This is a genomic window from Amycolatopsis sp. 505 (genome assembly GCF_031625235.1).
Classification (GTDB): Bacteria; Actinomycetota; Actinomycetes; order Mycobacteriales; family Pseudonocardiaceae; genus Amycolatopsis.
In genome coordinates, this window is sequence record NZ_JACKQP010000001.1 from 935,215 (window position 1) to 957,726 (window position 22,512).

The following is a 22,512-nucleotide window of genomic DNA, read 5'->3' on the forward strand; positions in this document are numbered from 1 at the left end:
CGGAGAACAGGAGACTCCGTGATCGGGCGGAGCGAAAGGGTTGCAGGGCGTTGCAGTGGTGGGGTTGCAGTCTTCGCGTGTGTATGCGGCCGAAGCGACGGAGATCACACTGCGCGTCTCACTCAGTGATCTCCAGTGGACAGTCCAACCCGGAGCGGCGGGCGGGGAAGAACCAACCGAGGCAAGATTCCGCCGACGAGCTACCGGACCAGGTCGGCGACACCCTCGTAGGTGAAGCCCGCCTCGCGGACCGCGGCCCGGACGTCGTCCTCGGCCAGTGCGGTTTCGGCTCGCACGAGCACCCGGCCGGCCGCGACGTCGACGTCCACTTCGGCCACTCCGGGCAGCGCCGCGATTTCCTCGGTCACCGACTGGGCGCAGTGGCCGCAGTTCATGCCGGAAACGGTGTATCCGTGCTCGATCATGGTCCGCAGCGTACGAAAAGGGCCGCCACCCCGAACGGGTGACGGCCCTTTCCCAAGATCAAAGTCAGATCACGGTGACCGACGTGGCCTGCGGGCCCTTCTGGCCCTGGCCGATCTCGAACTCGACGCGAGCGTTCTCCTCGAGGGTACGGAAGCCGTTACCCTGGATCTCGCTGTAGTGAACGAAGACGTCGCCGCCACCGTTGTCGGGGGTGATGAAGCCGAACCCCTTCTCGGAGTTGAACCACTTCACAGTGCCCTGAGTCATCAAAAATCTCCATGTGTAACACCAAAACAGGAAGCCACTTCGGCGACCCGGGTCAGCACCCGGACGGTTTGCTTCCTCGGCGAGGAGACACTACGCCCGCTGAATTCTGCGAGCGTGACTCATCACGAACACAAAAGTCGAGACCATAAGCAGTAAAGCACACCTTGACCAGGGCGGACAAGCCATCTTCACCCGGGCGGGGTGAGCTATTCGCCACTCGCCGGGCGCAGCCCCTCGGTGGCGAACGGCGAGCGCCAGGCGGCGTCCCGATCGGCGGCGACCACGGCGTCGTCGTGGGCCTCTGAGCTGGCGCTGAACAGCACCGGTACGACGCCGGAGGACTTCCGCGGTTCGGATGCGTGCTGGTGATCGGTCACGTCGAAACTCCCCTCGTTCCCTGCCCGCTTCGGCGCGGGTCATGACCGTGATGGTGCCATGCGGCACCGACAGAAACCGGTTGTCTCCCGCCGGGACCCGGCCCGGAAGGTTCAGCGGCGAACCACCACCGGAACACCGTCAGGCTACCTGAGCCAACGCCCTGCTACCACACGACATTCCCAGCTTTTCCGGAACGAAACAGAGCAAAAACCGTTACTGGGCGGGAGGTTGCGGACGCGCCTGCCCGAGCAGGGCCGAGAGCCGCACGTCCGGGGTCACGACATCGGGGTCCGTCCGCACGTCGATGACGCACGGCCGCTGCCGCACCAGAGCGCTGGCGATGATCGGCTCGAGCTCTTCACGATCGTCCACGGTGTACCCGGCCGCGCCCAGCCCACGCGCCCACGAAGCGAAGTCGGTCAGCGGGATGGAGACCCCGGTGAGCCGGCCGTAGGTGCGCGCCTGGTGCATGGCGAGCGCGCCGTGGACGCCGTTCTGGAAGACGACCACCATGACCGGCGCCCGGTACCGCACGGCCGTTTCGATCTCCTGGCCGGTCATGAGCGTCCCGGCGTCCCCCACCATGGCCACGACGGTCCGCCGCGGCTCCGCCAGTTTCGCCGCGACGGCGGCCGGAACGGCGTAACCCATGGCGGCGTTGCTCGGACCGAGCTGGCTGCGCGGCGCGGTGAAGCACCAGTAGCGGTGCATGAACTGCGCGAAGTTGCCGGCGTCGCTGGTCACGATGGTGTCCTCGGGCGCGAGCTTCCGCAGTGCGCGGACGACGTCGACGGGGTGCACCCGCGTGTTCCCGCTGGTGTCGGGCGGGGTCATGAAGGTGTGGACGGCCGCATTCGCCGCCGAGGCCCGCCGCGTCCGCGGCGACGCCACCTCCCGCAGCTCCCGCAGGAACGGTTCGACCTCGGAGTCGACGCGGAAGGTGAGTCCCCGCCGCTTCGGGCTGACGTCGATGCCGGTGCCGACCATGACCAGCGTTTGCTGCGCGGTCGGGTAGCGGTAGGCCTGGGTGGTCACCTCGTCGAGCTGGGTGCCGAGCGCGAGCACGAGGTCCGCGCGCTCGAGCGCGTCCAGTTGCCGCGCCGGGATGCCCAGGCCCAGGTGACCGGCGTACCGGGCGTGGTTTTCCGGGAAGGCGTCCTGCCGCCGGAAGGCGTTGTAGACGGGCAGCGCAAGCTCATCGGCGACGGCGATCAGCTCGTCCCGCGCCGACCGCGCCCGCCCGCCGACGATGACCACGGGATATTTCGCCTCGTCCACCAGCTGCGCCACGGCGTCAGCCGAACGGCCCAGCGTCCCGGACGCCGGCGGCCGCACCCGCGCCATCGGCTTCGCCGCGTCGTAGGGCATCCCCCAGATGTCGCAGGGCACGCCGAGCACGACCGGCCCCGGCCGCCCTTCCTGCGACGTCGTCAGCGCGTGCGCGAGCAGTCCCGGCAGCCCGTCCGGGTCGGTCACCCGCAATGTCGACTTGGCGATCGACTCGAACATGGCCGTGAGATCCGACGTCGGCAGCTCCCCCGACGACGACCACACCGGCTCGGTCGCCGGCGTCTCCAGCAGCACGACCATCGGCGTCTCGTCCTGGTACGCCGTTTGGACGCCGATGGCCAGGCTCGCCGCACTCGGCCCCCGGCTCGCGAGCAGCACGGCAGGACGTTCGGTGAGCTTCCCTTCGGCCTCCGCCATGAACGCCGCGCCGGCATCGTGGCGCGCCGAGACCAGCGTGATCTCCCGCTCCCGCTGCAGGGCGTCGAGCAGTTCCAGGAAGGACTCACCGACCACCGCGTACACGCGGCGGACACGCGCCTCGGTCAGGATCCGCACGGCCGTCTGGGCGACGGTCGCTCCCAGTTGGTATCTAATGAGGAGAGCTTAGGCGGGCACCGTTCAGTGCAGTCAAGTGATCTTCACCGAAACCGGACAAGGATAGGCCGAATGTCCGCTTTGACCGACTGCAAGCCGATCAAGGGAGCGAGGACCACCGACTTGGCCGCAACCGAACATGAAACTGTTTTTACTTATGGCGCACCGGCGTTGAAGTACGGCACCGGCGCCAGCGACGAGATCGGCTACGACCTCACCCAGTACGGCGCCCACCGCGTGCTCGTGGTGACGGATCCTCAGGTGGCCGCGACCGGCTGGCCCCGCCGCATAGCCGACGGCATCGCGGGCTACGGCATCGAGACCGAGATCTTCGACGGCGTACACGTCGAACCCACCGATGTCAGCATGCAGAAGGCGGTTGACTTCGCCCGCGGAACGGGTCCGTACGACGCCTTCGTCGCCGTCGGCGGCGGGTCCGCCATCGACACCGCCAAAGCGGCCAACCTCCTGACGAGCAACGACGGCGACCTGATGGACTACGTCAACGCCCCCGTCGGCGGCGGCCGAGCACCGGCCCAGCCGCTCAAGCCGCTGGTCGCGGTCCCCACCACCACCGGCACGGGCTCGGAGAGCACCACGGTCTGCGTCCTGGACGTGCTGTCCCTGCGCGTCAAGAGCGGAATCAGCCACCTGCGGCTGCGCCCGACCCTGGCCGTCGTCGACCCGCGGCTCACGGTCAGCCAGCCACCCGGCGTGACGGCCGCCAGCGGCATGGACATCCTCTGCCACGCGGCAGAGAGTTATACCGCCAAGCCATACACCGAGTTCGACCGCAAGCGCCCGGAGCAGCGCGTGCCGTATTGCGGCTCGAACCCACTGGCCGACATGTTCGCCGAGCAGTCCCTCCGGCTGCTGTCGTGGGCCCTCCCGGCCGCCGTGCGCGACGGTTCCGACCTCAAGGCCCGCGAAGCCATGGCCTTGGCCGCGACGTTCGCCGGCCTCGGCTTCGGCAACGCCGGCGTGCACATCCCCCACGCGAACGCCTATCCGATCGCCGGCCAGGTCAGGGATTTCCACCCGGACGGGTACCCAGGCGAAGAACCCATGGTCCCGCACGGCATGGCGGTCTCGCTGACCGCGCCCGCCGCCTTCCGCTTCACCTTCGACGCGGCCCCGGACCGTCACTTGCGAGTCGCACGCCTCCTGGCGCCCGACTTCGAGTGGCCCGGCGACTTCGCCGACCACCTGCCCGCGGTGCTGATCGACCTGATGCGCCAGATCGGCATCCCGGACGGCATCGGTGCCGTCGGCTACGCGGAGTCCGATGTGGACTCCCTCGTCGAGGGAACGCTCAAGCAGCAGCGCCTGCTGGCCACCGCGCCACGCGAGGCCTCCGCCGACGACCTGTCGGGCATCCTGCGCGAGTCGGTGTCGCTGTGGTGAGCGAGTACCCGCACTGGCAGACGGTTCCGTTGCGCTGGAAGGACAACGACGTCTACGGGCACGTGAACAACGTCGTCCACTACTCGCTGATGGACACCGTGATCAACACGTGGCTCATCGAGCAAGGAGGCCTCGACATCGAAGCCGGGGCGGTGATCGGGCTGTGCGTCGAGTCGCATTGCGGGTATCACGCATCGGTGTCCTTTCCTGGTTCATTGAGGGTCGGGTTGCGGGTCGCGCACCTCGGGAAGTCCAGCGTCCGCTACGAAATCGGCATGTATGCAGCCGACGAATCCCTGGTCGCCGAAGGGCACTTCGTGCACGTCTTCGTAGACCGCGAGTCCCGCCGACCAACGCCGGTTTCCGGTAAACTCCGCGAGGCGTTGGAGGCACTGCAACCTGGATGACGCGCACCGCCGTTCGTTTCACCTCCCTTCGACGGTGCGGGTTCCAGGCCTTGTCTTCCTGCGCTTCCGATCATGCACGACGGCCCCGACAGAACCGGGCGATCCGGCCCGAGTTGTCCACAAGGCCACCGATCATCGGCGAGTTGTCCACAGATTCGCCACGAGGGGTTCCGCACCCCCGCGACGGCGATAGGCTGGAAAGCGCATGAGATCGGTCCACAGTGGACGGGCTGTTTCCTTACCGGATCGGCTAGTAACACGGATGGCGACCTAGGCGTCGATCCGGTTGCGGCGGCAGAGTGGTGAGCAGACGGCTCGAAAGTGGTCCCGGACCCGTCGCCGGCAGGCGTCCCTGCGGCGGTCACGGCACCCGAACACAGAAGTGGGCCAAAAGTGGTGGTCGCGCGTCCGCTTCCGGCAGACGCCCCGGGAGCGGACGCGCCACCGCCTTTTGTGGCCAGGTGGAGATGACGAAGTTGTCGCCGGCAGGCGCCCCGCCGACGACTGAAATCCCCGCTGCAACGGCCTGGTAGTGGTCGCGGTCCGTCGCCGGAAGGCGCCCCGCCGGCGGACCGCACCACTGCCGCAGTCAGCCGCCTCCCGACACGGGGAGGCCGGCTGCCTGCACGAACAATCGCCGCGCATACCAACGACGGCAAGTGGTTCTGCTGAATGGCCCGGCGATTGCGGCGGTCCCGCTCAGCGACCAGGCCCCGAGGAGGGTATGCCGCCCAGGAAGGGCAGCACTTCCTTGCCGTCAAAGAGCGAAGCAAGAGAAAGGAGGATCCCCGCCCCGCCGGTCTTGACGTCCATTGAGAGGCGCAGCAACCGGTTGCCCGGGAACGCGAGGCCGCCTTTGTACGGCACCGCGTACCAACCCAGCCACGCCAGCTGCCGATCAATCGCCTCCGCGCGGCCCGGCTGCTCCGCATCTGCGCTGGCAGCCAGTGCGACCGCCAGTCCGCACCGGCCGTTGAGCAGGCCGGGGTGGAGGACGAACTCGCCGAGGCACGCCTCGCGCAATGCGGGAAGGCTGTCACCGGCCTCTGCGTCCGGCCGGTGCCGAGCCAGCTGTTCGGTGACCAGGAGGATCCCTGCGCTGCCGACGCCGATGTGCGGCAACGTCCGGGCGACGCCGTCTCGGACCTGAAGCGAGCCGTCGTCGGCTTCGATGCATTCTTCGAGGTCGCGGCACAGCGCCTGGTCGGCGAACGAGAGCCAGGCCGGCTCGCCGGTGCGTTCGAAGAGCCGGATGAACAGCAGCGCAGGCCCGGCCCAACCGGACAGTAGGCCGGCACGAGCCGAATGGCCGGGCGGCGCCGCAGTCTCGAGCGCCTCGGCCAGCCGGACGGCCGTCGCCAGCGCTTGGCGGCCGTACTCGTTGTCCTGACGGACCGTCGCGAAATGCAGCATGGTCAGCCCGATGCCGGCCAGACCGCTCTCCAGGGAGTGATCGCTCGTCTGCTCGACGAGCCGCGCGGAAGACGCCAGCAGCTTGCTGGCTTGGTCGTGATACCCGAAGTTCTCGAGCACGTAGGCGATGCCGGAGCTACCGTCGTAGAACCCGGGCCGGGTCGGCGGCTCACGACGGACTGCATCGATCAGCCAGCGTTCGTGCTCGGGGAAGCGGCCGGCGCCGGCGACGTCGAGCGCGTGCAGCACGCCAGCGGCACCGACACCGAAGCACACACCGCCGACGGTGAACTGTTCGACGTCGCCGGGGAACAGCCGATCCTGGCGCGACGGGGTGGCGCTGGCCAAGATCGCCTCGGTGATCTGCTTGCGGACGAGCGGCCAGTCCGGTTTGTCGTGGTCGAGCTCGGTGTGGACCGGTGCCGGCTCCGCGGAGACGTCACGCGGGGCCAGCACCGCAACTGCGGCATCGGCGTACCCCTCGGGCAGCGCGAACCGGTGTTCTACGAAGTCAGCGATCCGGCGCAGCTTTACCGGAGCGAGCTCCGCCAGCGGCAATAGCGGCAGGAACAGCCACAGTCGCAACGCTGCGAGCGCGTGCTCGTCGACCTCGAACCCAGTGCGGTCGGCCGGAGCACGGAAGCCGGGTGTGCCCGGGGCCGGGCGATCATCGACTTCGGCGTCGAATGACGACCCGAAGTCGGTCAGGGAGATGCGGTCGTGGTCGTCCTCGTCGATCAGGATGTTCGAGGGATGCAGCTCGCCCACGACGATGCCGCGGGCGTGAACTTCCGCGATCGTCTTCTCCACTCGAGCGATGATGTCCAGCGCGCGCCCTGCGTAGGCGGCGAGGTCGGCGGTTGTTGTGTTGCTCCTGGTCAGCGGGTAGTTGCGGGTCAGCCAGCTGGCCAACGAGATACCCGGCAGGTACTCCGTGGTCAGGTAGTGGCGCTCAGAGACGGCGAACTGCTCGACGATCTGCGGCACACCGGGGATACCGGCGAGCCGACCGAGCATCTCGTGCTCTCGTTGCAGCCGCTCGACGGCGTCGATGCGCGCCTCGTCGAGACCCCCGTGTGAGCGGGCCTCCTTGAGGACGAACTGGTCGCCGCCCGTCTTGGGGTCGGCGAGGTAGGTGCCGCCGCCGTTCGAGACGTGCAGCGGCTTCACCATGCGGTACGGGAATCGGGCCGCGGCACCTCCTTGGCCTGTGGGCAAGCTGTTTCGCAAACAGGGCGGCAGCTTGACCCAGTCGGGCACGGAGAACGTCGGCTCGCGCTTCTCCGGAACCAGCCGGCCATCCGGCTTGCGGACTGCCGGGACCCGATTGCCGCTGTGTTCCACCCACTGGTCGGCGAATCCGCCGTAACGCACGTAGAGGGGACCGTCGCCGTACCGCAAGCCGCTCGGAATACCGGGACCGTGCTCTGCCTCCAGCCGCGGTGACAGGTCGGTGAGGACTCGCTCCAGTTCGTTGTGGTCGACCGGGTAAATGGTGGCCAGCTCGACCCCGCCGTCGCCAGGCGCGTATTTCGAATTCCGCGCGAGCAGAGTCAGCAGTGAGCGGAGGTGCTTGTAGGCGACCGCATGCTCGATACAGGACTCGTAGACGTGCGCGAGTAGCCGGCCAGCGTTGTCCAAGCCAGCGGAAACGTGGATCTGCCAGCCCTGAGCCGGAAGGACGTGGCCAGCCGGGCGCACGGTGCGCCACACTCCACGGTCGGTGGTCACCCAACCGGTGTCCGGCACCCGGAACATCGTGGTGAAATTCTCGGCCGGCGCGCCGTTTTCCTGCTGTTCGTCGTAGAACAACGGGTCGGCGAAGCAAAATGCTTCGTAGCGCAGGTCCATCCGAGATACCCCTCCGTGCGATCCCCTGGACACCACGGTCCCGGGACGAAGAATATTCCCCCATGCCGGACAGCTCTGGGCCAATCCGCCAATCCGGCGGTTCGACTGGGCTATCCGAGGTAGGCAAAAAAGGCGTCTACCAGCCGCTAGACGAACCGAGGGTGATTTTGTCCAGTCCGATCACCACACCATAGTGGTGTAACGTGAAGATCTTTCCGACGTTTACGCAGGTCCACCGGAGGGCGACCCCAAATCCTCAGCCGAATTGGCAGAATGCCATCAAGGCCGATCCGTGATCTATTTTCTCGATAGGAGACGAACATGTCGGGAACACTGTGGACGCAGGGGCGCGACGGGCGGTCCACGCCACGCCTGCGGCACCTCGGCAGCCGACCCCGCCAGTACCACGGAGTAAGTTGACGGCGCGGACCGGAAGGAGGAACGGGTGATCTTCGGATTCGCCGTGACGGTCGCCGTGGCTGCCACGCTCGTCGCGCTCTGGAGCTTCGTCCAGTCGGCTCGGAACCGGCTTCCGGACAACCCGCTCCTGATCGCGCTCGCGGTCCTCGAGCTGCTCCTGGTCGTTCAGCTGGTGATCGGGATCGTCCTGCTCGCCAGTGGTGACCGGCCTGGCAGCCTGGCGACCTACCTGGCCTACCTGATCGGCTGCCTGGTCGTGCTGCCCGTGGGGGCGGCCTGGGCGCTGGCCGAGCGGAGCCGGTCGAGCACCGCCGTGCTCGGCATTGCCTGCCTGGCCGTCCCCGTGATGGTGCTGCGACTAAACGAGGTGTGGAGTGGAGCAACAGCGTAGGACGGCCAGCGGCCCCGGACGGGTGCTCGTCGCCGTGTACGCGATCTTCGCGCTGGCCGCGACGTCGCGGGCCGGCGTCCAGATCGGCACGAAGTTCCACGAAGCCCCGCTCGCCTACCTGCTGTCGGCGTTCGCCGCGGTCGTCTACATCGTCGCGACCGTCGCGCTGGCCCGGCGCGGGGACGGCTGGTGGCGGGTGGCCCTCGTCGCCTGCTCCATCGAACTCCTGGGCGTGCTGACCATCGGCACGCTGAGCCTCGTCGACGCGGCCGCCTTCCGGCACCCGACCGTCTGGTCCGTCTACGGCGAGGGCTACCTCTTCATCCCGCTGGTCCTGCCGGTCGTCGGGCTGTACTGGCTGCGGAAGACCGCCCCGGTGAACGTCGCCGCCTGAAGCCGGCCAAGGACCAAGGACCAAGAGCGCCACCCAAGAGCGCGGAACAGTACGGGTACTGCACGTAGCCCACTCCGGGAAATAAATACGGATTCGACCGGCGACTTTCGTCGGTTCCGGACATTAGCCGGAAACTCGGACAATCTTCGAGTTCGGTCCCCACCGGCTTTCCCCACGCGGTTCTCCCCCGCGTGAAAAGGAGTGAGCGTGAAATTCGGCAAGTTCGTCCTGCTGGCCGCGAGCACCGCACTGGCCGTCGTCGGCCTCGGCGGTCCGGCGGCCGCCGACAGCACCCCGCAGGCCCAGCCGTCGATCATCGGCGGCAGCACCGCCACCAGCGGGCCCTGGGCGGCCCGGCTGTTCGTCAACGGCCAGCAGAACTGCACCGCGACGATCATCGCCCCGCAGTACATCCTCACCGCCAAGCACTGCGTCAGCAGCTCCGGCACCTACACGTTCCGCATCGGCAGCCTGGACCAGTCGAGCGGCGGGACGATGGCCACCGGCTCCACCATCACGCGCTACCCCGGCTCCGCCGACCTGGCGATCGTCCGGCTCACCACCTCGGTGAACGCCACCTATTCGCCCCTCGGCAGCGTCGGTGACGTCTCGGTCGGGCAGAACGTCTCGGTCTACGGCTGGGGCGCGACGAGCCAGTGCGGCTCCGAGATCAATTGCCAGTCGCGCTACCTCAAGGTCGCGACCGTGCGGGTGAACTCGATCGGTTGCAGCGACTACACCGGTGGCGTGGCCGTGTGCGCGAACCGCGTCAACGGCATCACCGCCGGCGGTGACTCCGGTGGCCCGATGTTCGCCTCCGGCCGTCAGGTCGGCGTGGCGTCGACCAGTGACCGGTCGAACAACACCGCCTACACGAACATCACGCGTTATCGCAGCTGGATTTCGCAGGTGGCCGGCGTCTGATTCCCGGCAAGAAAGGGCCCGGCCGCAAATGGCCGGGCCCTTTCCCGTCACGCCGTCACGCCGTCACGCCGTCACGACGTCGCCACGTCAGGACGTCGAAATGTCGTCGAGCTGTTCCGCGGCCGGCCGCACCGGGTAGAGGTCGCCGCCCGGCTGCACCGGCACCCGCGGCAACGCCGTGCGCGCGGCGCGGTCGCCCGCGTCGGCCGCCGCGTGGAGGACGTCCAGCGCCGCGTACGGCCGGAAGTCCAGCTCGGGGTACGGCCACGCCTGCTGCCCCTGCGTCGCTCCCGGGATCAGGAAGTCGACCGCGCCGAACAGCGTCGCGCCGCTCGGTGCCGTGTAGTGCCACAGGTCGACGCCGACGTGCGTGCCGATCTGCGCCAGCCGTGTCAGGGCGACCAGGTTGAACGCCGAGTAGTGCCAGCTGCGGGTCCGGCTCGTCTCCTGCGGCTGCAGGCCGTCGGCCTGGATCTGCGGTGCGATCCGCTTGGGCCCGGCGTCGCGAGCGATGGACGCGGCCAGATCCCGCTGGCCCGTGCCGAGAGCGAGCGCCGCGGCGAGCATGTCGTAGAAGCTGCCGTGGTTGTTCTGGGCCTTCGCCTCGTCAGTCCCGTTCTTGCTGGTGCGCAGCCAGTCCAGGAACTGCGTGTACCAGCCCGTCATGCCGGCCTGGTCGGACTTCGTCCAGCCGGGCGCGCCGGTGGCCAGGATCGCGGTGGCGTCGACGACCTGGCTCAGCGTGTAGGCGAACTCGATGATGCCGATGCCGCGGCCGTCCACCTTGCACGGGATGCCCTGGGCGAAGTTCATGTTCGGGTTCATCTTCGTGGCCGCGTCGAGGAACCACGTGCGCAGGTCGAGCGACGCGCGCTGGGCGTACCGCGCGTCGCCGGTGTAGTACCAGGCGAGCGACAGCCGGTAGATCGCGGCGAACGCTTCGCCGCGGTAGGCGTGGTCGGTGATCTCGTCGACGATCGGGTTGCGCTGGCCGTCGCGCTGCACGAACGGGCAGCCCCACGGGTTCTCCGCGGTCGGTTGCGTCGTCGGCCACCAATAGGGCGCCAGGCTGAGGTAGTCGTGCTTGTCCCCGCTGGGCGGGACCTGTTTCTTGGACGTGACGCTCCACGGCCCTGCCGTCAGGTCGGTCTTGGCCGCCGTCAGCAGGTTGTTCAGGGCCGTACGGGACGTCTTTTCGCCGACGAGCGCGGCGAACTTCGTGCGAAGCAGCTGCTTGCCGTCGAGGACGGCGGTCGCGGGTGCGCACACCGGCCCGATGACCGGGACGGTGCAGCCGGTGGGTCGCGGCGCGGCTTCGGCCGGCGCGGCGAAAGAAGCGACGAGGCCGAGCGCGGCGAGCGCGGCCACGACGGTGTGGCGGAAAACCATGTCCGCTCCATTCACAAATATGAACATCAGACCTGTGAGTGAATGGAGCGTACGCATGTGAACACGGGCGAAGCAATGCCTGGTTCAGACCAAGTCAGCCGGCGAAGTCCCGCGGCCGGAAGAAGGCGACGAGCCGGGCGGTGCGGAGCGCGTCCCACGGATCCGTCGTCGCCAGCACGGCCGCGGCCCCGGTGGGGAACTTGGCCTGGATCGGCGACGTCTCTTCGCCGTGACCGGCCAGGTGCAAGGTCAGGTCGCTGACGCCGGGCTCGTGCGAGACCAGCGCGAGCCTGGTGACGTCAGCCGGCGTCCGGCGAGCGGCATTCAGGAACTCGGGGACGTCGGCGCCGTAGAGATCGTCGTCGTACTCGACGGGCGGCGGCGCGGGCAGTTCGCCGCTCACGTGCCGCCAGGTTTCCCGCGTGCGACGCGCGGTGGAGCAGACGACCAGGTCGGGCACGTGCCCCTCCGCCGCGAGCCACCGGCCGAGCCGCGGCGCATCGCGAAGGCCGCGCGGCGCCAGCGGCCGCTCGTGGTCGGGCAAGCCCTCCGACCAGTCCGACTTCGCGTGCCGGACCACGATGAGCCACCTGGTCGCGTCCATGCCCGTCACCCTAACGGCGAAGCCGACCGCTACCGCAGTGGCAGGCCCAGCACCGAGATGCGCGGCTGCTTCGCCGGCGACAGCGGGCTGCTGCCCGCCGTCCCGGACACCACCGGGACCACCGGTACGTCCGCCCTCGGCGCGCTGGGCACACCCGGCAGCGCGATGTGAGGCGACTTGACCTGCGGCAGCACACCGCCACTGGGCACTGAAGACAGCGACGGGCTGTCGCTGCGCGCCTCGCGCTCGGCAGCCCCGCCACCGCCGCGGGCAAACCACCGAGGGTCTTGCCCGAAACCCACTACCTGGCCCAGCCGTGGATGCAACTGCTGGGCAGCGTCGTGTACCCGTCGATACTGCTGACAACCCCCGCGGTCACCGAGCCGGCTGCGGTGTGGGCGTGATTCACCGGCGGGGCGCGGAATCGCGTACGGCTCGGGCATGCGTGTTACATCTACACCTTCTACATAACGGCGTGGCGGGCGGTTTTCCGACTCATTCGCCGTCGCAACGGGTGGTCGAATACGCGCCGGAACACCGAGCAGGACAACTCGAAGGTCGTCGCCTTGGATCGGTGAACTGTCCACTATTTGTCCATTCGGGACTCCGCGGCACTCCTTCACCGGTAAACAGTCGATCACCTGTAACAAACCGAGGACCAGTTCCGACGACCTGCCCGAACAAGGTGATATGAGCCTGAAGGGCGTGCCGTGCCAAGACTGTTCATCAGCTACCGGGTTGCCGACAGCGTTCACGTCGCTGCAGCGATCGCAGATCGGCTCGCCCGCCATTACGGCACCGGAAACGTCTTCCGGGATCGCGACTCGTTGCAGCTCGGCGAGGTGTACCCCGCGAAGATCCGCCGCGCACTCGAGCGGTGCGACGTCGTCCTGGCGCTGATCGGTTCGCGGTGGCTCGACGTCCGTGACGAGTCCGGGCGCCGCCGGCTCGACGCTCCGGGCGACTGGGTGCGGACCGAACTCCGGATGGCGTTCGAGCGCCGGATCCCCGTCGTCCCGGTTCTCCTCGACGGCACTCCGCTTCCCCGCCCCGAGGACCTGCCCATCGAGCTCACGCCGTTGTGCGTGCACACCTTCTGGCAAGTGCGGCACCGGAGCTTCGAAAGCGACGTGCGCGGCCTGATCGACGGTTTGCCCGATGACACCGCGGGACACGAACCCTCATCCGTGCAACCCGGACGGAACACCCAGACGATCAACGCCGACCGGAGCACCGTCTACGTGAACCAGGGCCACCAGGTGATCACCGTCCGGCCCGACGACGAGCGGAGGCGGAGATGAGCACACCGCAACACCCCGGCGGTCCGAACAACAACCAGCAGAACCACTTCGGCCCGCACAGCACCGGCTACGTCAACCAGGGCGGCAACCAGATCAACACCACCAACAACACGTACTACTCCGCCCGGAAGGCTCGCAACTGGACCGGTTGGACAGTGCTGGTCTTCCTCGCGCTGGACGTCGCGTTCTTCTTCTACGGTTCCGCCGCCTACACCGGACGTCCGGACAGCGCGGGCGACATGTGGCGGGCCGGGATCTCCCTTTTCCTGCTGGCCATCACCGGCAGCCTGGTCCGCAGGTGGTTCCGCGGCCGGTGAAGTCGCGCCCGGCGAGACGGGGACGGTCTTGAAGGAATGTACATTCCATAACTTCCCCATAAACAAAAGCCGGCGCGAGGCTGATTACTTTCCAACCAGCAAGCACGAATATCGATAATCCCACTCTGTCAAGACGACAAAATCTTGACATTGACCATTTTTCCTTTGAACACCTCCGAGCCGCGTGCAATCCTCCCGGCAACAGCCCGGCAATCGAAAGGCATGAGAAAGCGATGACCCAGGTCTCCAGCGAAACCGTGTCCGACACGTCCGCCTCGGACGGACAGATGATCATGCCCTTCTACCTGATCGTCGACGTCTCCAGTTCGATGTCGGGCGACATCGGTGAACTTCGCACCGCACTCGACGACATGGTGCAGGCGATCCTCGAAGACCCGGTGGTGGACGACCTGGTGATGCTCGGCATCATCACCTTCAACCACACGGCCACGACCGTCGTACCGTTGTGCCCGCCCAGCGAGGTCAACGTGCCCGCGCTGCAGGCCAGTGGCGGCACGAGCTACGGCGCGGCCTTCCACGAATTCAAACGGGCCTTCGACGCCGACCGCGCGCGCCTGAAGGGCCAGGGCATGCGGGTTTACCGGCCCTGCGTCTTCTTCCTGACCGACGGCGCTCCCGGCGACCGGGACCACCTCACGACGTTCCGCTCGCTGTTCGCCTACGACCCGGAGTCCGGCACCGGGAACAAAGCCTTCCCGTACTTCGTGCCGTTCGGGTTCCGGGATGCGCCCGAAGACGTGATACGCGCGCTCGCCTACCCCAACTTCGGGAAGACCAAGGGCCGCTGGTTCCTGTCCCGCTCGTCCAATGTGCGCGAAATCCTCCGGGCGATGACCGAGGTCATCGGCCAGACGGCGCTCAGCTCCGGGCAGTCGGTCGCGGCCGGCGCGCCGCAGATCGTCACCCCGCAGCCGGCCCAGGGCATGGACACCCAGTTCGGCGACGCCGGGGACTGGATGTGAGCCGGGGTCCGCGACCGCCGCTCGTGGGTGGCCGTGGCTCCCCCGCCGTCGGGGAGCCCGGCCGGGCGGCCCGCGAACTCCCCGCGGGGGAGCCGCCCGCCGAGCCTGCGGTGCCCGACCACGTGCTGTCCGAGCACTCGACACCGGAGCTGGAAATCCGCGCCGCGTCGGTGCGGGGCCTGCTGCACCGCTACCTCGGCAAGCCGCGGCAGGACGGGTTCTCCGTCGTCCGCGACCCGCTGAGCGGGACCGTGGTGGTGGTCGTGTGCGACGGCGTCGGCTCGCTGCCGCGGTCGCAGGAGGCGGCCGCTTTCGTCGTCGACCGGCTGCCCGCGCACTACCTGTCCACCCGGGACTGGGAAAAGGCGGTCGGGATGGTGAACGCCGAGCTGGCCGCGTTCGTCGAACAGGTCCACGCCGGGCTTTCCCCCGATGAGCGCACCGACCAGGGCATGGCGACGACCGTGGTGGCGGTGGCGATCACGCCCGGACAAGGCGGCCTCCAGGTCGACTTCGTCCGCAGCGACGACAGCACGGCGTGGGTGCTGTCCGGCGCAAGCACGTGGTCCGAGCTCGCCGGCGACGCGGAGGCGGAAGGGGCGCTGCACACCGGCTCGGTTCGCGCCCTCCCCACCGGAGAACCGAAGCTCCGGCTCACGCAGACGGTTCTCGACGGCGGCGCGCTGTTCGTCATGACCGACGGAGTGGACGGCCCGTTGCGCGGGTCGGCGGAGGTCCGCGCGGAGCTGGCGGAGTGGTGGTGCGCGCCGCCGCCGATCTTCGACTTCGGCAGCCAGGTCGGGTTCGGCCGCAAGGGGCACCTCGACGACCGCACGGTGGTCGGCCTGTGGGTGCGCGCCGGGGAAGGGGCGGAGCCTTGATCCGCAAGAAGGACCTGGGGCCGATGGACTTCATCGCCGGCGGAGCGGTCGGTGAGGTCCACCGGCTGACGAAGTTCAGCCTTCCGGGGTGTCCTCAGCTGGCGTACAAGGAGATCAAGCCGGTCGGCGGCCCGGTGACCGCGGCGGTCCGGGCGCAGGCCCTCGACAGCATCGTCAAGGCGGTCGCCTTCCGGGCCGGCCTGAGCCCGGCCGACCGCGATGACCTCGACGAGTACACGACGTGGCCCGTCGACGTGGTCGAAGACGGCGGGCAGCCCTGCGGCATGGTGATGTCCCTCATTCCGCCCGACTTCTTCACACAGACCAAGCCGCAGAACGGGCCGCCCGGCAAGCTCGTCATGGAGCTCCAGTGGCTGTCCGCGAAGGACAGCCTCGTACGACGGCTCGGGATCGACCGGTCCGGCTTCCAGGACCTGCCCACCCGGATCGCCCTGGTGGCCCAGCTCGTCTACGCCGTCGGCCGGCTGCACCGGCACGGGATCGTCTACGGCGACCTCAGCCTGAAGAACGCCGCGGTGGCCCTCAACCCCGTACGGGTCAAGCTGCTCGACTGCGACGCCACCGCGTCGGCGACCGACCCCCAGCGCAAGCAGATGCACTCGCCGTCGTTCAACCCTCCCGAGATGTCCGCCGGCACGCGGCTGCAGGACGACGTCACCGACGTCTACAAACTCGGCTTGTGCGTCATCCGCTGCCTGTCCCAGGGTTCGGGGGTCACCCAGGCCAAGGATCCGGCCATCCTGACCGGGAAACTGGACCAGCAGGCGATCGACGTCGTCGCCCGCGCGGTGGGCCCCGATCGCGCACGGCGGCCGAGCGCGCGGGAGCTTTTCGACTGCCTCGAGCGCAATCTGCTCGCCCTGGCCAGCCCGCCTGTCCTGCGCGCGGCCTGGCTCGACCGCGACACCACCATCCGCGGCCAGGACATCCAGGTGAGCTGGGAAAGCACCGGCGCCAAGGAGATCGTCATCACCGGCGCCAACGGCCTGCACGTCACCGTGCCGGACCGGGGCACGGCCACGGGCGCCTGCACCGTGACCCCGCAGGCGTCCGGCGCGATCCACGTCGAAGTGATCAACAACCACGGCAGCGTCCAAGCACTCGCCGGGAACGCCACGCTCTACGACCTTCCGGCTTTCCAGGTCTCCCTCGATGGCCTGCCTCGGCCGGTCGTCCCGGGTGTCCCCGCCGTGACCATTCCGCCCGTGCTGCACATGCTGCCCGCCGTTCCCCTTGTCAGCACCGCCGGGCACCCGGTTCCACGGCCCGAGTTCCCGTCGCTGGACGCGGTCGCCGGCGCGCTCTCCTCGGTGAGCGCGAGTCCGGCGCCGATGCAGCGAGTCGCGGCCGCGGTGTCCGGCGGTGCGTCCGGGGCGGGGCAGCTCGGCAACTGGGCGCTGCTCTCCTCCGCGCCGGGTCCGGACCTGGCCGCGGCAGGCACGAAAACCGTCGCGGGCGTGCACGAAACGCTCGCCGACGCGCGCACACAGCTCAAGGACCGGGTGGCGGCCGAAGTTGCCGCCGCCCTGCGACAGGGAAGCACGAGACCATGACCAAGTCCTCAGGCCAGGCCACCACACCCGAGCGGCGGTTCGGCGACACGCTCACCTGGATCGGCGGCGCCGACCGGGACATCCTGCTGACCGCACCCACGAACCGCAGCTCGTTCGTCCAAATGGGACTGGTCGTGCTGGCGACCGCCGGGCTCGGCGTCCTCTCGATGTCCTTCGCCCTGAGCAACGGCGTGCACCTGCCGGTGGCCCTCTCGGTCTTCGGCGGGCTGGTCTGGGGTTGCATCATCGCGGTCATCGACCGCTTCCTGATCATGAACCTGAAACTGCGCGGCGGGTTCGCGAAGGCGCTGACCGTCGTCGGCGTCCGCGTCGTCATCGCGGCCCTCCTGGGCATCGTGATCTCGACACCGCTCGTCCTGCAGATCTTCCACGACGAAATCTCGGCCCAGATCATCTCGGACAACCTCACGAAGGCCAAGGAGACCGGCGACGTCCTCGCCGAGACCCCGGCGGTCAAGCTGCTCGCACAGACCCGGGAGAAGATCGCAGTTCACGAGAACACCCTTCGCGGCGTGCTGCCCGCCGCGGACTCGCCGGAGGTCAAGAACCGCCAGGACTACCTGGACAAGGCCCGGCAGGACTACGACAAGGCACGCACCGCCGCCGAGGCGAAGTACCGGGCCTGGCAGTGCGAGCTGTATGGGTCGTCGTGCGAGGGATCCACCAACGTGCCGGGGAACGGCAACCTGGCGAAGGCGCGGGAGCGCGAGTACCAGGAAGCCCAGCGGCTGGCCGATGACGCCGGCAAAGCGGTCACCCAGGCGGAAGGCGCTCTCACGGCGGCGCGGGAGTCGGTTTCCACGCAGGGGCAGAACGCCCTCGGCAAAGCTCAGGAGGTGGCCAGGGCCGAGCTCCCCGGGCTGCGTCAGCAGGAAGCCGCGCTGCAAGCCCAGGTGAGCGGCCAGGTCAACGACGTCACGACGAAGAACGACGAGAACCAGGGTCTTCTCGCCCAGATCATCGCCCTGAGCAACCTCGGCAAGGACAACGGCGCGGCCGCCTCGACCCACTACGCCGTCGCCGGGTTGCTCTTCATGATCGAGCTGCTTCCGGTGCTGGTGAAGATCCTGACGAGCCTCGGACCGCCGTCGGCCTACGAGCGCAACCGCGATGCCGCCGAAGACACCGACGTCGAAAACGCCAAGATCGAGAAGCGCAAGCAGGCGCGGGACCGCGATGAGGCCGAGCGGCGGGCGGCGGAAGAGGTCAAGAAGGAAGGCGCGGTCGTCGACGACATGCGCTCGCGTGAGCAGGATCTGGGCATCAAGGCGAACGAGAGGGTCGCCAAGGAAATGGAAACCATCCTCGACGCCGCACTGGCGCAGTGGGCGCGGGACGTCCAGAAGACGCTGCACACCGCGGCCGGCGCGGCGGGCAAGCCGGCCGGCGCCAACGGGAGCGCCGGTGGCGGGCACGTTCCGCCCCAGGCCACCGGCAGCGGGCAGCAGAACGTCCGCAGCAAGTTCAACCTGCCGAACGGGAAGAAGATCGGCTCGACGAACGGGAGCACGCCATGACGGACCCGGTGGCGACCTGGGTCGGGTGCCTTGTCCTCGTAGTCGCGCCGGAGCCGCTTTCGGCGGCGGCTGCCGAGGCGGTGCGGCAGGTCGAGCAGCTGATCTACAACGACCCCGTGTACCTCGACGCGTCACGGGTGGCCACTCCGGCCGACGACGACCCGCTGAGCGGTGATCTCGAGACGGTCGCGTTCAGGCTGTACCGCGACCTGGTGTACTGGGGCGCTTCTCCCGCGCGCAACCCCGCACCGCTCGCCACCTTCTGCGTATTGCTGGTGCACCCGGACCCCGAGGAATCGGATCGCCTCGTCAACGCGCTGGCCAACACACCGCGTCTCGGTGAGCTGCCGATCATCTTCCGCACCGCCACCCTGGCGGCTCCCGACGGCGACGACCGTGAAGCCGGCCCGAGTGCCGAGCTCGTCCCGCACATCATGGACGCGATCGAAGCCACGGCCCACGAAGTCGACCGGACCGCGGGCTTCAGCCTGGCGGTTGAGCAGCTGGCCCGCATGGCCGCGAGCACTTCGGTGGTGCCGCCCCCACTGCCCGCTTTCGAGGAGCAGCCCGTGGAACCACCTCCGGAAGCTCCGGTGGTGCCTGCGCAAGCTCCCGAACGCCCCGTCCCGGCGGTGTCACCGGCTCCGGAGCTGCCGGTGCCCACGCCGGCGCGAAGCCCGGAGCCGGCCGGCCGGATCAAGCTGTCCCTCACCGGCCTGGTGCCGGACGCCGTCCTCGACCGGTCGCGGGAGCTCCTCGCACGGCGGAAGCTGCCGAGCTCCGGCGTGGACGTGATCGAGGAGCTGAGCGAGCACGTGGACCGGGTCGTGCTCCTCTACCTGGTGTTCGCGTCCGAACCCGTGAAGCTGCCCCGGCCGAAGCGCAGGGCCCGGGCCGAATTCGCCTGCACGCTGACCCAGACGCTGCTGGCCCCGGCCGACGGCACGGATCGGGACCCGTGGTTCGTGCGGACCTTCAGCGCGGGCCGGAAACTGACCCCGGGGCGGCCGTTGTCCGATCCCGCGTTGCTGCGTCACCGGGACTTCCCGGAGCAGTGGGGTGAGCACTTCGACCTGTTCGACGCGTCGCGCGACATCCTGGATACCGTGGAACGGGACCGGTCGTCGTTCCGGCGGCGGGACGTCGAACCCGTCCGCACCGCGGTGGTCTTCATCGCGGGGTCGCTTCCCCACATCGGCGAGGACACCAGGATGCGGCTCAGCGGGCTTTGCTCCGCCGCCACGGTCACTTGGGTCAGCTTCGAACGCGGGAGCACCGAAGAGGACGAGGAGCGGTTCGCCTCGGCAGGTGCCCAGGTTTTCGAACACCACGAAGACCTCGTGGACGAGCTGCGGCGAGTCGTCGAACCACCGATTCAGCCGGACGCCGACGAGGAGCTGACCACCGTGTCCGCCGAGCCGTCGTCTCAAAGCGAGGAGTGAGCCGTGTCCGGGGTCCTGTCGATGTACACCGCCGTGGCCAAGGGGGTCATGCGCACGTCGGCGGCGGTCGGCCGCGCGGTGGCCGAGCGGGTCGGGAGCGCGCAACTGGCCGCCGACGGCCGTCGGCGGGCCGTGGGCCCCTTCGACCACCGCGGGCTCTATCAGGGCTCGCGGGCGCCTGGGGCCCTGACCACGGGTGAGTTCCCGCTCGGCCGTTTCGTGTCGGTCAAGGGACGGCGCGGGGCTCCGGTCGGCCTGTCCGACGCACAGCTGCGTCTGCACGCCTGCGTCGTCGGGCCCTCCGGAGCAGGCAAAACGAGGTCGGTCATCGTGCCGTGGACGGTCGCCGCGCTGCGCTGCGGCTACAGCGTGGTGTGCGTCGACGTGAAGGGCGACTTGCTGGACACCGTCCGCGCGGAAGTGCAGGCGCAGGGCAACCCGCTGGGCGTACGAGCCCGCAAGATCGACTACACCGACCCCGCCCGCTCGGCCCGGTGGAACTGGCTCCAGAGCATCGACTCCGACCGCGCGGTGGACAGCGCGGTCCAGTCCATCATCGGCAAACAGCCGCCGCCGAAGGCCGACCCGTACTTCTTCCACTTGGACGGCCAGGTCCTCCGTGGACTCCTCGAACTGGCCCAGGCATCTCCGAACCGGCACAAGTGGACCGCCGGCAAGCTGCTCGGCCTGCTGCGTGACCAAGCGCAACTCGACCTCCTGCTGCAGCGCTATCCCCACAACCCCGGCGCAGCCCGGCTCCGCGACCTGCCCTACCTGCCACCCGACGACTTCGCCAAGCGCGTGACCGGGGTCGTCGTCCGGCTCGACGCGCTCGCTCGGCCGTCGGTCGAGGCGGTGACCACGAACGGCACACTCACGACGCCGGACATCCTCACCGAGCGGCAGCTGCTGTCGGTGGTCGCCCCGCTGCAGGACGGCCAGATGGCGCAGAGCCTTTCCAGCTTGTTCATCAACGACCTGCTCTTCCGCGTGTACAACCGCTTCAGCGGCTACCAGGGGCCGCCGGTCATGCTCATCCTGGACGAGGCTGCCCAGCTGGCCGACCGCGTCGACTACAAGAACCTGCTCAGCGTGGCCCGCTCCGCCGGCATGGGCATCGTCATCGCCCTGCAGGACGTCGCCCAGTTCAGCGACCCGGCCGAGCGCTCGGTCGCGCTCGCCAACTGCGACGTCTACGTCTCCTTCAGCGGCGTGTCACAGGAGTCCGCGCGCTTCCTGTCCGAACGACTCGGCAAACACACGGTCGAGACCACGACCGTCGCCCGTACGGCGCAGGGATTCGGCTACCAGACCAGCACCTCCACGGGCCAGCAAACCGTCCCCGTCCTCGGCGAACGGGAGATCATGAACATCCCGTTCGGCGGCCGCCCGGCCATCGTGCACGCCCGCTCGACGGCCGCGGTGCCCTTCCTCGTCGACTTCGCGAGGTGAGCCGGCGGTGACCCGCGCCAGGAGCGGCGACGATCGCTTTCGTGACGATCGAAGTGTCCGCGAGCGGGTCAAACACCTCCGCGACGAGGAGCGCACCTACCGCGGGCACGCCTTCAGGCGCCACGTCGACGTGGGGCCGGCGGAGACGCGGGCCCGCGCCCAACGCGCACTCGTCGACAACCCGGGCGGCCGCGCCCACTTCCGCTCCAACGCCACCCGCTGGACCCACGAGACCCACCTCGCCCGGGCGGTCGGCGGTGTCGAGCGCTCTCAGGAGTACCGCCGGAGCATGGCCGAGGCAGAAGCCGCGTTGCGCCGTGGCCAGCCGCCGCAAACCGTGCGTCCCGTGGTCCGGATTCCGCTGCGCCAGGCGATCGGGGCAGACTGGTCCCGGGCCGTCGCCGGTCACACCGCCGACCGCAACGGCGTCCGGATGACCCGGTTCACGCCTCAGGCGCAAGTCGTGGCCGTCTACCGGGCGCGCCCAGGCGGCGGCTGGTACCTGCACACCTGCTATCCCACCCCGTGAGCACGGAGCCACCATGCCGATGAGCCGCCACTTCGAGGACTTCCTGACCGCGTACTGCGCAGCGGAGGAAGACCTGACCGACACGGCGAAGATCCTGCGACAGCACCCGGACAGCGAGCTGGCCCAGCGGGTCCGCGCGGAAATCGACACGGTGATCAGCGATCGCCTGCTGACCCTCGACGACGCCCGGCGGCTGATGTCCCGGACGTTCCGGACGCCGGCCGAAGCCGCCGAATGGCTCGCCGCCCGCCGTGTGGAGTGGTTCGGGCCGTAACGCCGAAGCGCGACCCGACGACGAAAATCTGCCGGGCAACTAACCCGATAGGGTGACCCCCCAACAAAG

At 68.9% G+C, this 22,512-nt stretch carries 23 protein-coding genes and 1 pseudogene; 16 read left to right on the forward strand and 8 right to left on the reverse strand.

Annotation, left to right across the window (positions count from 1 at the left end):
* Positions 1-200: 200 nt before the first annotated feature.
* The 4 genes from H5965_RS04495 to H5965_RS04510 all read right to left on the reverse strand — a co-directional run bounded on the left by H5965_RS04495 (position 201) and on the right by H5965_RS04510 (position 2,943).
* Complete coding sequence (locus H5965_RS04495) at positions 201-425, reverse strand: heavy-metal-associated domain-containing protein (protein ID WP_310968023.1); 225 nt, start codon at positions 423-425, stop codon at positions 201-203.
* Positions 426-489: 64 nt separating this feature from the next.
* On the reverse strand, positions 490-693 hold the full coding sequence (locus tag H5965_RS04500; RefSeq protein WP_004563013.1) for a cold-shock protein: 204 nt from the start codon (positions 691-693) through the stop codon (positions 490-492).
* 206 nt (positions 694-899) lie between these two features.
* Entirely contained in the window at positions 900-1,070 is a 171-nt protein-coding gene (locus H5965_RS04505; RefSeq protein ID WP_310968024.1) for a hypothetical protein, read from the reverse strand.
* 214 nt (positions 1,071-1,284) lie between these two features.
* Positions 1,285-2,943: a thiamine pyrophosphate-dependent enzyme gene (locus H5965_RS04510; RefSeq protein ID WP_310968495.1), complete on the reverse strand. Its 1,659-nt coding sequence runs from the start codon at positions 2,941-2,943 to the stop codon at positions 1,285-1,287.
* A gap of 84 nt (positions 2,944-3,027) precedes the next feature.
* On the opposite strand from H5965_RS04510, the gene H5965_RS04515 reads away from it, so the two are divergent.
* Positions 3,028-4,359 carry a hydroxyacid-oxoacid transhydrogenase gene (locus H5965_RS04515; protein WP_396136857.1) on the forward strand — a complete coding sequence of 444 codons (1,332 nt, stop codon included), beginning with the start codon at positions 3,028-3,030 and terminating at the stop codon, positions 4,357-4,359.
* Entirely contained in the window at positions 4,353-4,766 is a 414-nt protein-coding gene (locus H5965_RS04520) for an acyl-CoA thioesterase (protein WP_396136858.1), read from the forward strand. Before H5965_RS04515 ends, H5965_RS04520 begins: the two co-directional genes overlap by 7 nt.
* Before the next feature lie 699 nt (positions 4,767-5,465).
* On the opposite strand, the gene lanKC is transcribed toward H5965_RS04520, so the two are convergent.
* Complete coding sequence (lanKC, locus tag H5965_RS04525; protein ID WP_310968026.1) at positions 5,466-8,030, reverse strand: class III lanthionine synthetase LanKC; 2,565 nt, start codon at positions 8,028-8,030, stop codon at positions 5,466-5,468.
* Positions 8,031-8,475: 445 nt separating this feature from the next.
* Here lanKC and H5965_RS04530 point away from each other — a divergent pair, with 445 nt between their 5' ends.
* From H5965_RS04530 to H5965_RS04540, 3 genes are all read left to right on the forward strand, one after another.
* On the forward strand, positions 8,476-8,841 hold the full coding sequence (locus H5965_RS04530; RefSeq protein ID WP_310968027.1) for a hypothetical protein: 366 nt from the start codon (positions 8,476-8,478) through the stop codon (positions 8,839-8,841).
* Positions 8,842-8,863: 22 nt separating this feature from the next.
* Complete coding sequence (locus tag H5965_RS04535; protein ID WP_310968497.1) at positions 8,864-9,235, forward strand: hypothetical protein; 372 nt, start codon at positions 8,864-8,866, stop codon at positions 9,233-9,235.
* A gap of 207 nt (positions 9,236-9,442) precedes the next feature.
* Entirely contained in the window at positions 9,443-10,159 is a 717-nt protein-coding gene (locus H5965_RS04540; protein WP_310968028.1) for a trypsin-like serine protease, read from the forward strand.
* Positions 10,160-10,246: 87 nt separating this feature from the next.
* Here H5965_RS04540 and H5965_RS04545 read toward each other — a convergent pair whose 3' ends face one another.
* The 3 genes from H5965_RS04545 to H5965_RS04555 form a co-directional block, all read right to left on the reverse strand.
* Positions 10,247-11,548 (reverse strand): alginate lyase family protein, encoded by a 1,302-nt coding sequence (locus H5965_RS04545; RefSeq protein WP_310968029.1) that lies wholly within the window; start codon positions 11,546-11,548, stop codon positions 10,247-10,249.
* 94 nt (positions 11,549-11,642) lie between these two features.
* Entirely contained in the window at positions 11,643-12,152 is a 510-nt protein-coding gene (locus H5965_RS04550) for a histidine phosphatase family protein (protein WP_310968030.1), read from the reverse strand.
* A gap of 29 nt (positions 12,153-12,181) precedes the next feature.
* Positions 12,182-12,361 carry a hypothetical protein gene (locus H5965_RS04555; protein ID WP_310968031.1) on the reverse strand — a complete coding sequence of 60 codons (180 nt, stop codon included), beginning with the start codon at positions 12,359-12,361 and terminating at the stop codon, positions 12,182-12,184.
* A gap of 90 nt (positions 12,362-12,451) precedes the next feature.
* Here H5965_RS04555 and H5965_RS04560 point away from each other — a divergent pair.
* From H5965_RS04560 to H5965_RS04610, 11 genes and pseudogenes are all read left to right on the forward strand, one after another.
* A pseudogene (locus H5965_RS04560) lies at positions 12,452-12,730 on the forward strand (N-acetyl-glucosamine transferase); the annotation flags it as partial.
* Between the two features lie 132 nt (positions 12,731-12,862).
* Positions 12,863-13,453 carry a toll/interleukin-1 receptor domain-containing protein gene (locus H5965_RS04565; protein ID WP_310968032.1) on the forward strand — a complete coding sequence of 197 codons (591 nt, stop codon included), beginning with the start codon at positions 12,863-12,865 and terminating at the stop codon, positions 13,451-13,453.
* Positions 13,450-13,770, forward strand: coding sequence for a hypothetical protein (locus H5965_RS04570; protein WP_310968033.1), 321 nt, complete (start codon positions 13,450-13,452; stop codon positions 13,768-13,770). The genes H5965_RS04565 and H5965_RS04570 overlap by 4 nt, the downstream gene beginning before the upstream one ends.
* Positions 13,771-14,003: 233 nt before the next feature.
* Positions 14,004-14,753, forward strand: coding sequence for a VWA domain-containing protein (locus H5965_RS04575; RefSeq protein ID WP_310968034.1), 750 nt, complete (start codon positions 14,004-14,006; stop codon positions 14,751-14,753).
* A gap of 110 nt (positions 14,754-14,863) precedes the next feature.
* Entirely contained in the window at positions 14,864-15,634 is a 771-nt protein-coding gene (locus H5965_RS04580) for a protein phosphatase 2C domain-containing protein (protein WP_310968035.1), read from the forward strand.
* Positions 15,631-17,208 carry a hypothetical protein gene (locus tag H5965_RS04585; RefSeq protein ID WP_310968036.1) on the forward strand — a complete coding sequence of 526 codons (1,578 nt, stop codon included), beginning with the start codon at positions 15,631-15,633 and terminating at the stop codon, positions 17,206-17,208. Before H5965_RS04580 ends, H5965_RS04585 begins: the two co-directional genes overlap by 4 nt.
* Positions 17,205-18,746, forward strand: coding sequence for a DUF4407 domain-containing protein (locus tag H5965_RS04590; RefSeq protein WP_310968037.1), 1,542 nt, complete (start codon positions 17,205-17,207; stop codon positions 18,744-18,746). The genes H5965_RS04585 and H5965_RS04590 overlap by 4 nt, the downstream gene beginning before the upstream one ends.
* Entirely contained in the window at positions 18,743-20,188 is a 1,446-nt protein-coding gene (locus tag H5965_RS04595; protein WP_310968038.1) for a hypothetical protein, read from the forward strand. Before H5965_RS04590 ends, H5965_RS04595 begins: the two co-directional genes overlap by 4 nt.
* Positions 20,189-20,191: 3 nt before the next feature.
* Positions 20,192-21,640: a type IV secretory system conjugative DNA transfer family protein gene (locus H5965_RS04600; protein ID WP_310968039.1), complete on the forward strand. Its 1,449-nt coding sequence runs from the start codon at positions 20,192-20,194 to the stop codon at positions 21,638-21,640.
* A gap of 7 nt (positions 21,641-21,647) precedes the next feature.
* Positions 21,648-22,169 carry a hypothetical protein gene (locus H5965_RS04605; protein WP_310968040.1) on the forward strand — a complete coding sequence of 174 codons (522 nt, stop codon included), beginning with the start codon at positions 21,648-21,650 and terminating at the stop codon, positions 22,167-22,169.
* A gap of 13 nt (positions 22,170-22,182) precedes the next feature.
* The gene (locus H5965_RS04610; protein WP_310968041.1) at positions 22,183-22,443 is read left to right on the forward strand and encodes a hypothetical protein; all 261 of its coding nucleotides are present in this window, start codon (positions 22,183-22,185) and stop codon (positions 22,441-22,443) included.
* The last annotated feature ends 69 nt before the right edge of the window (positions 22,444-22,512 follow it).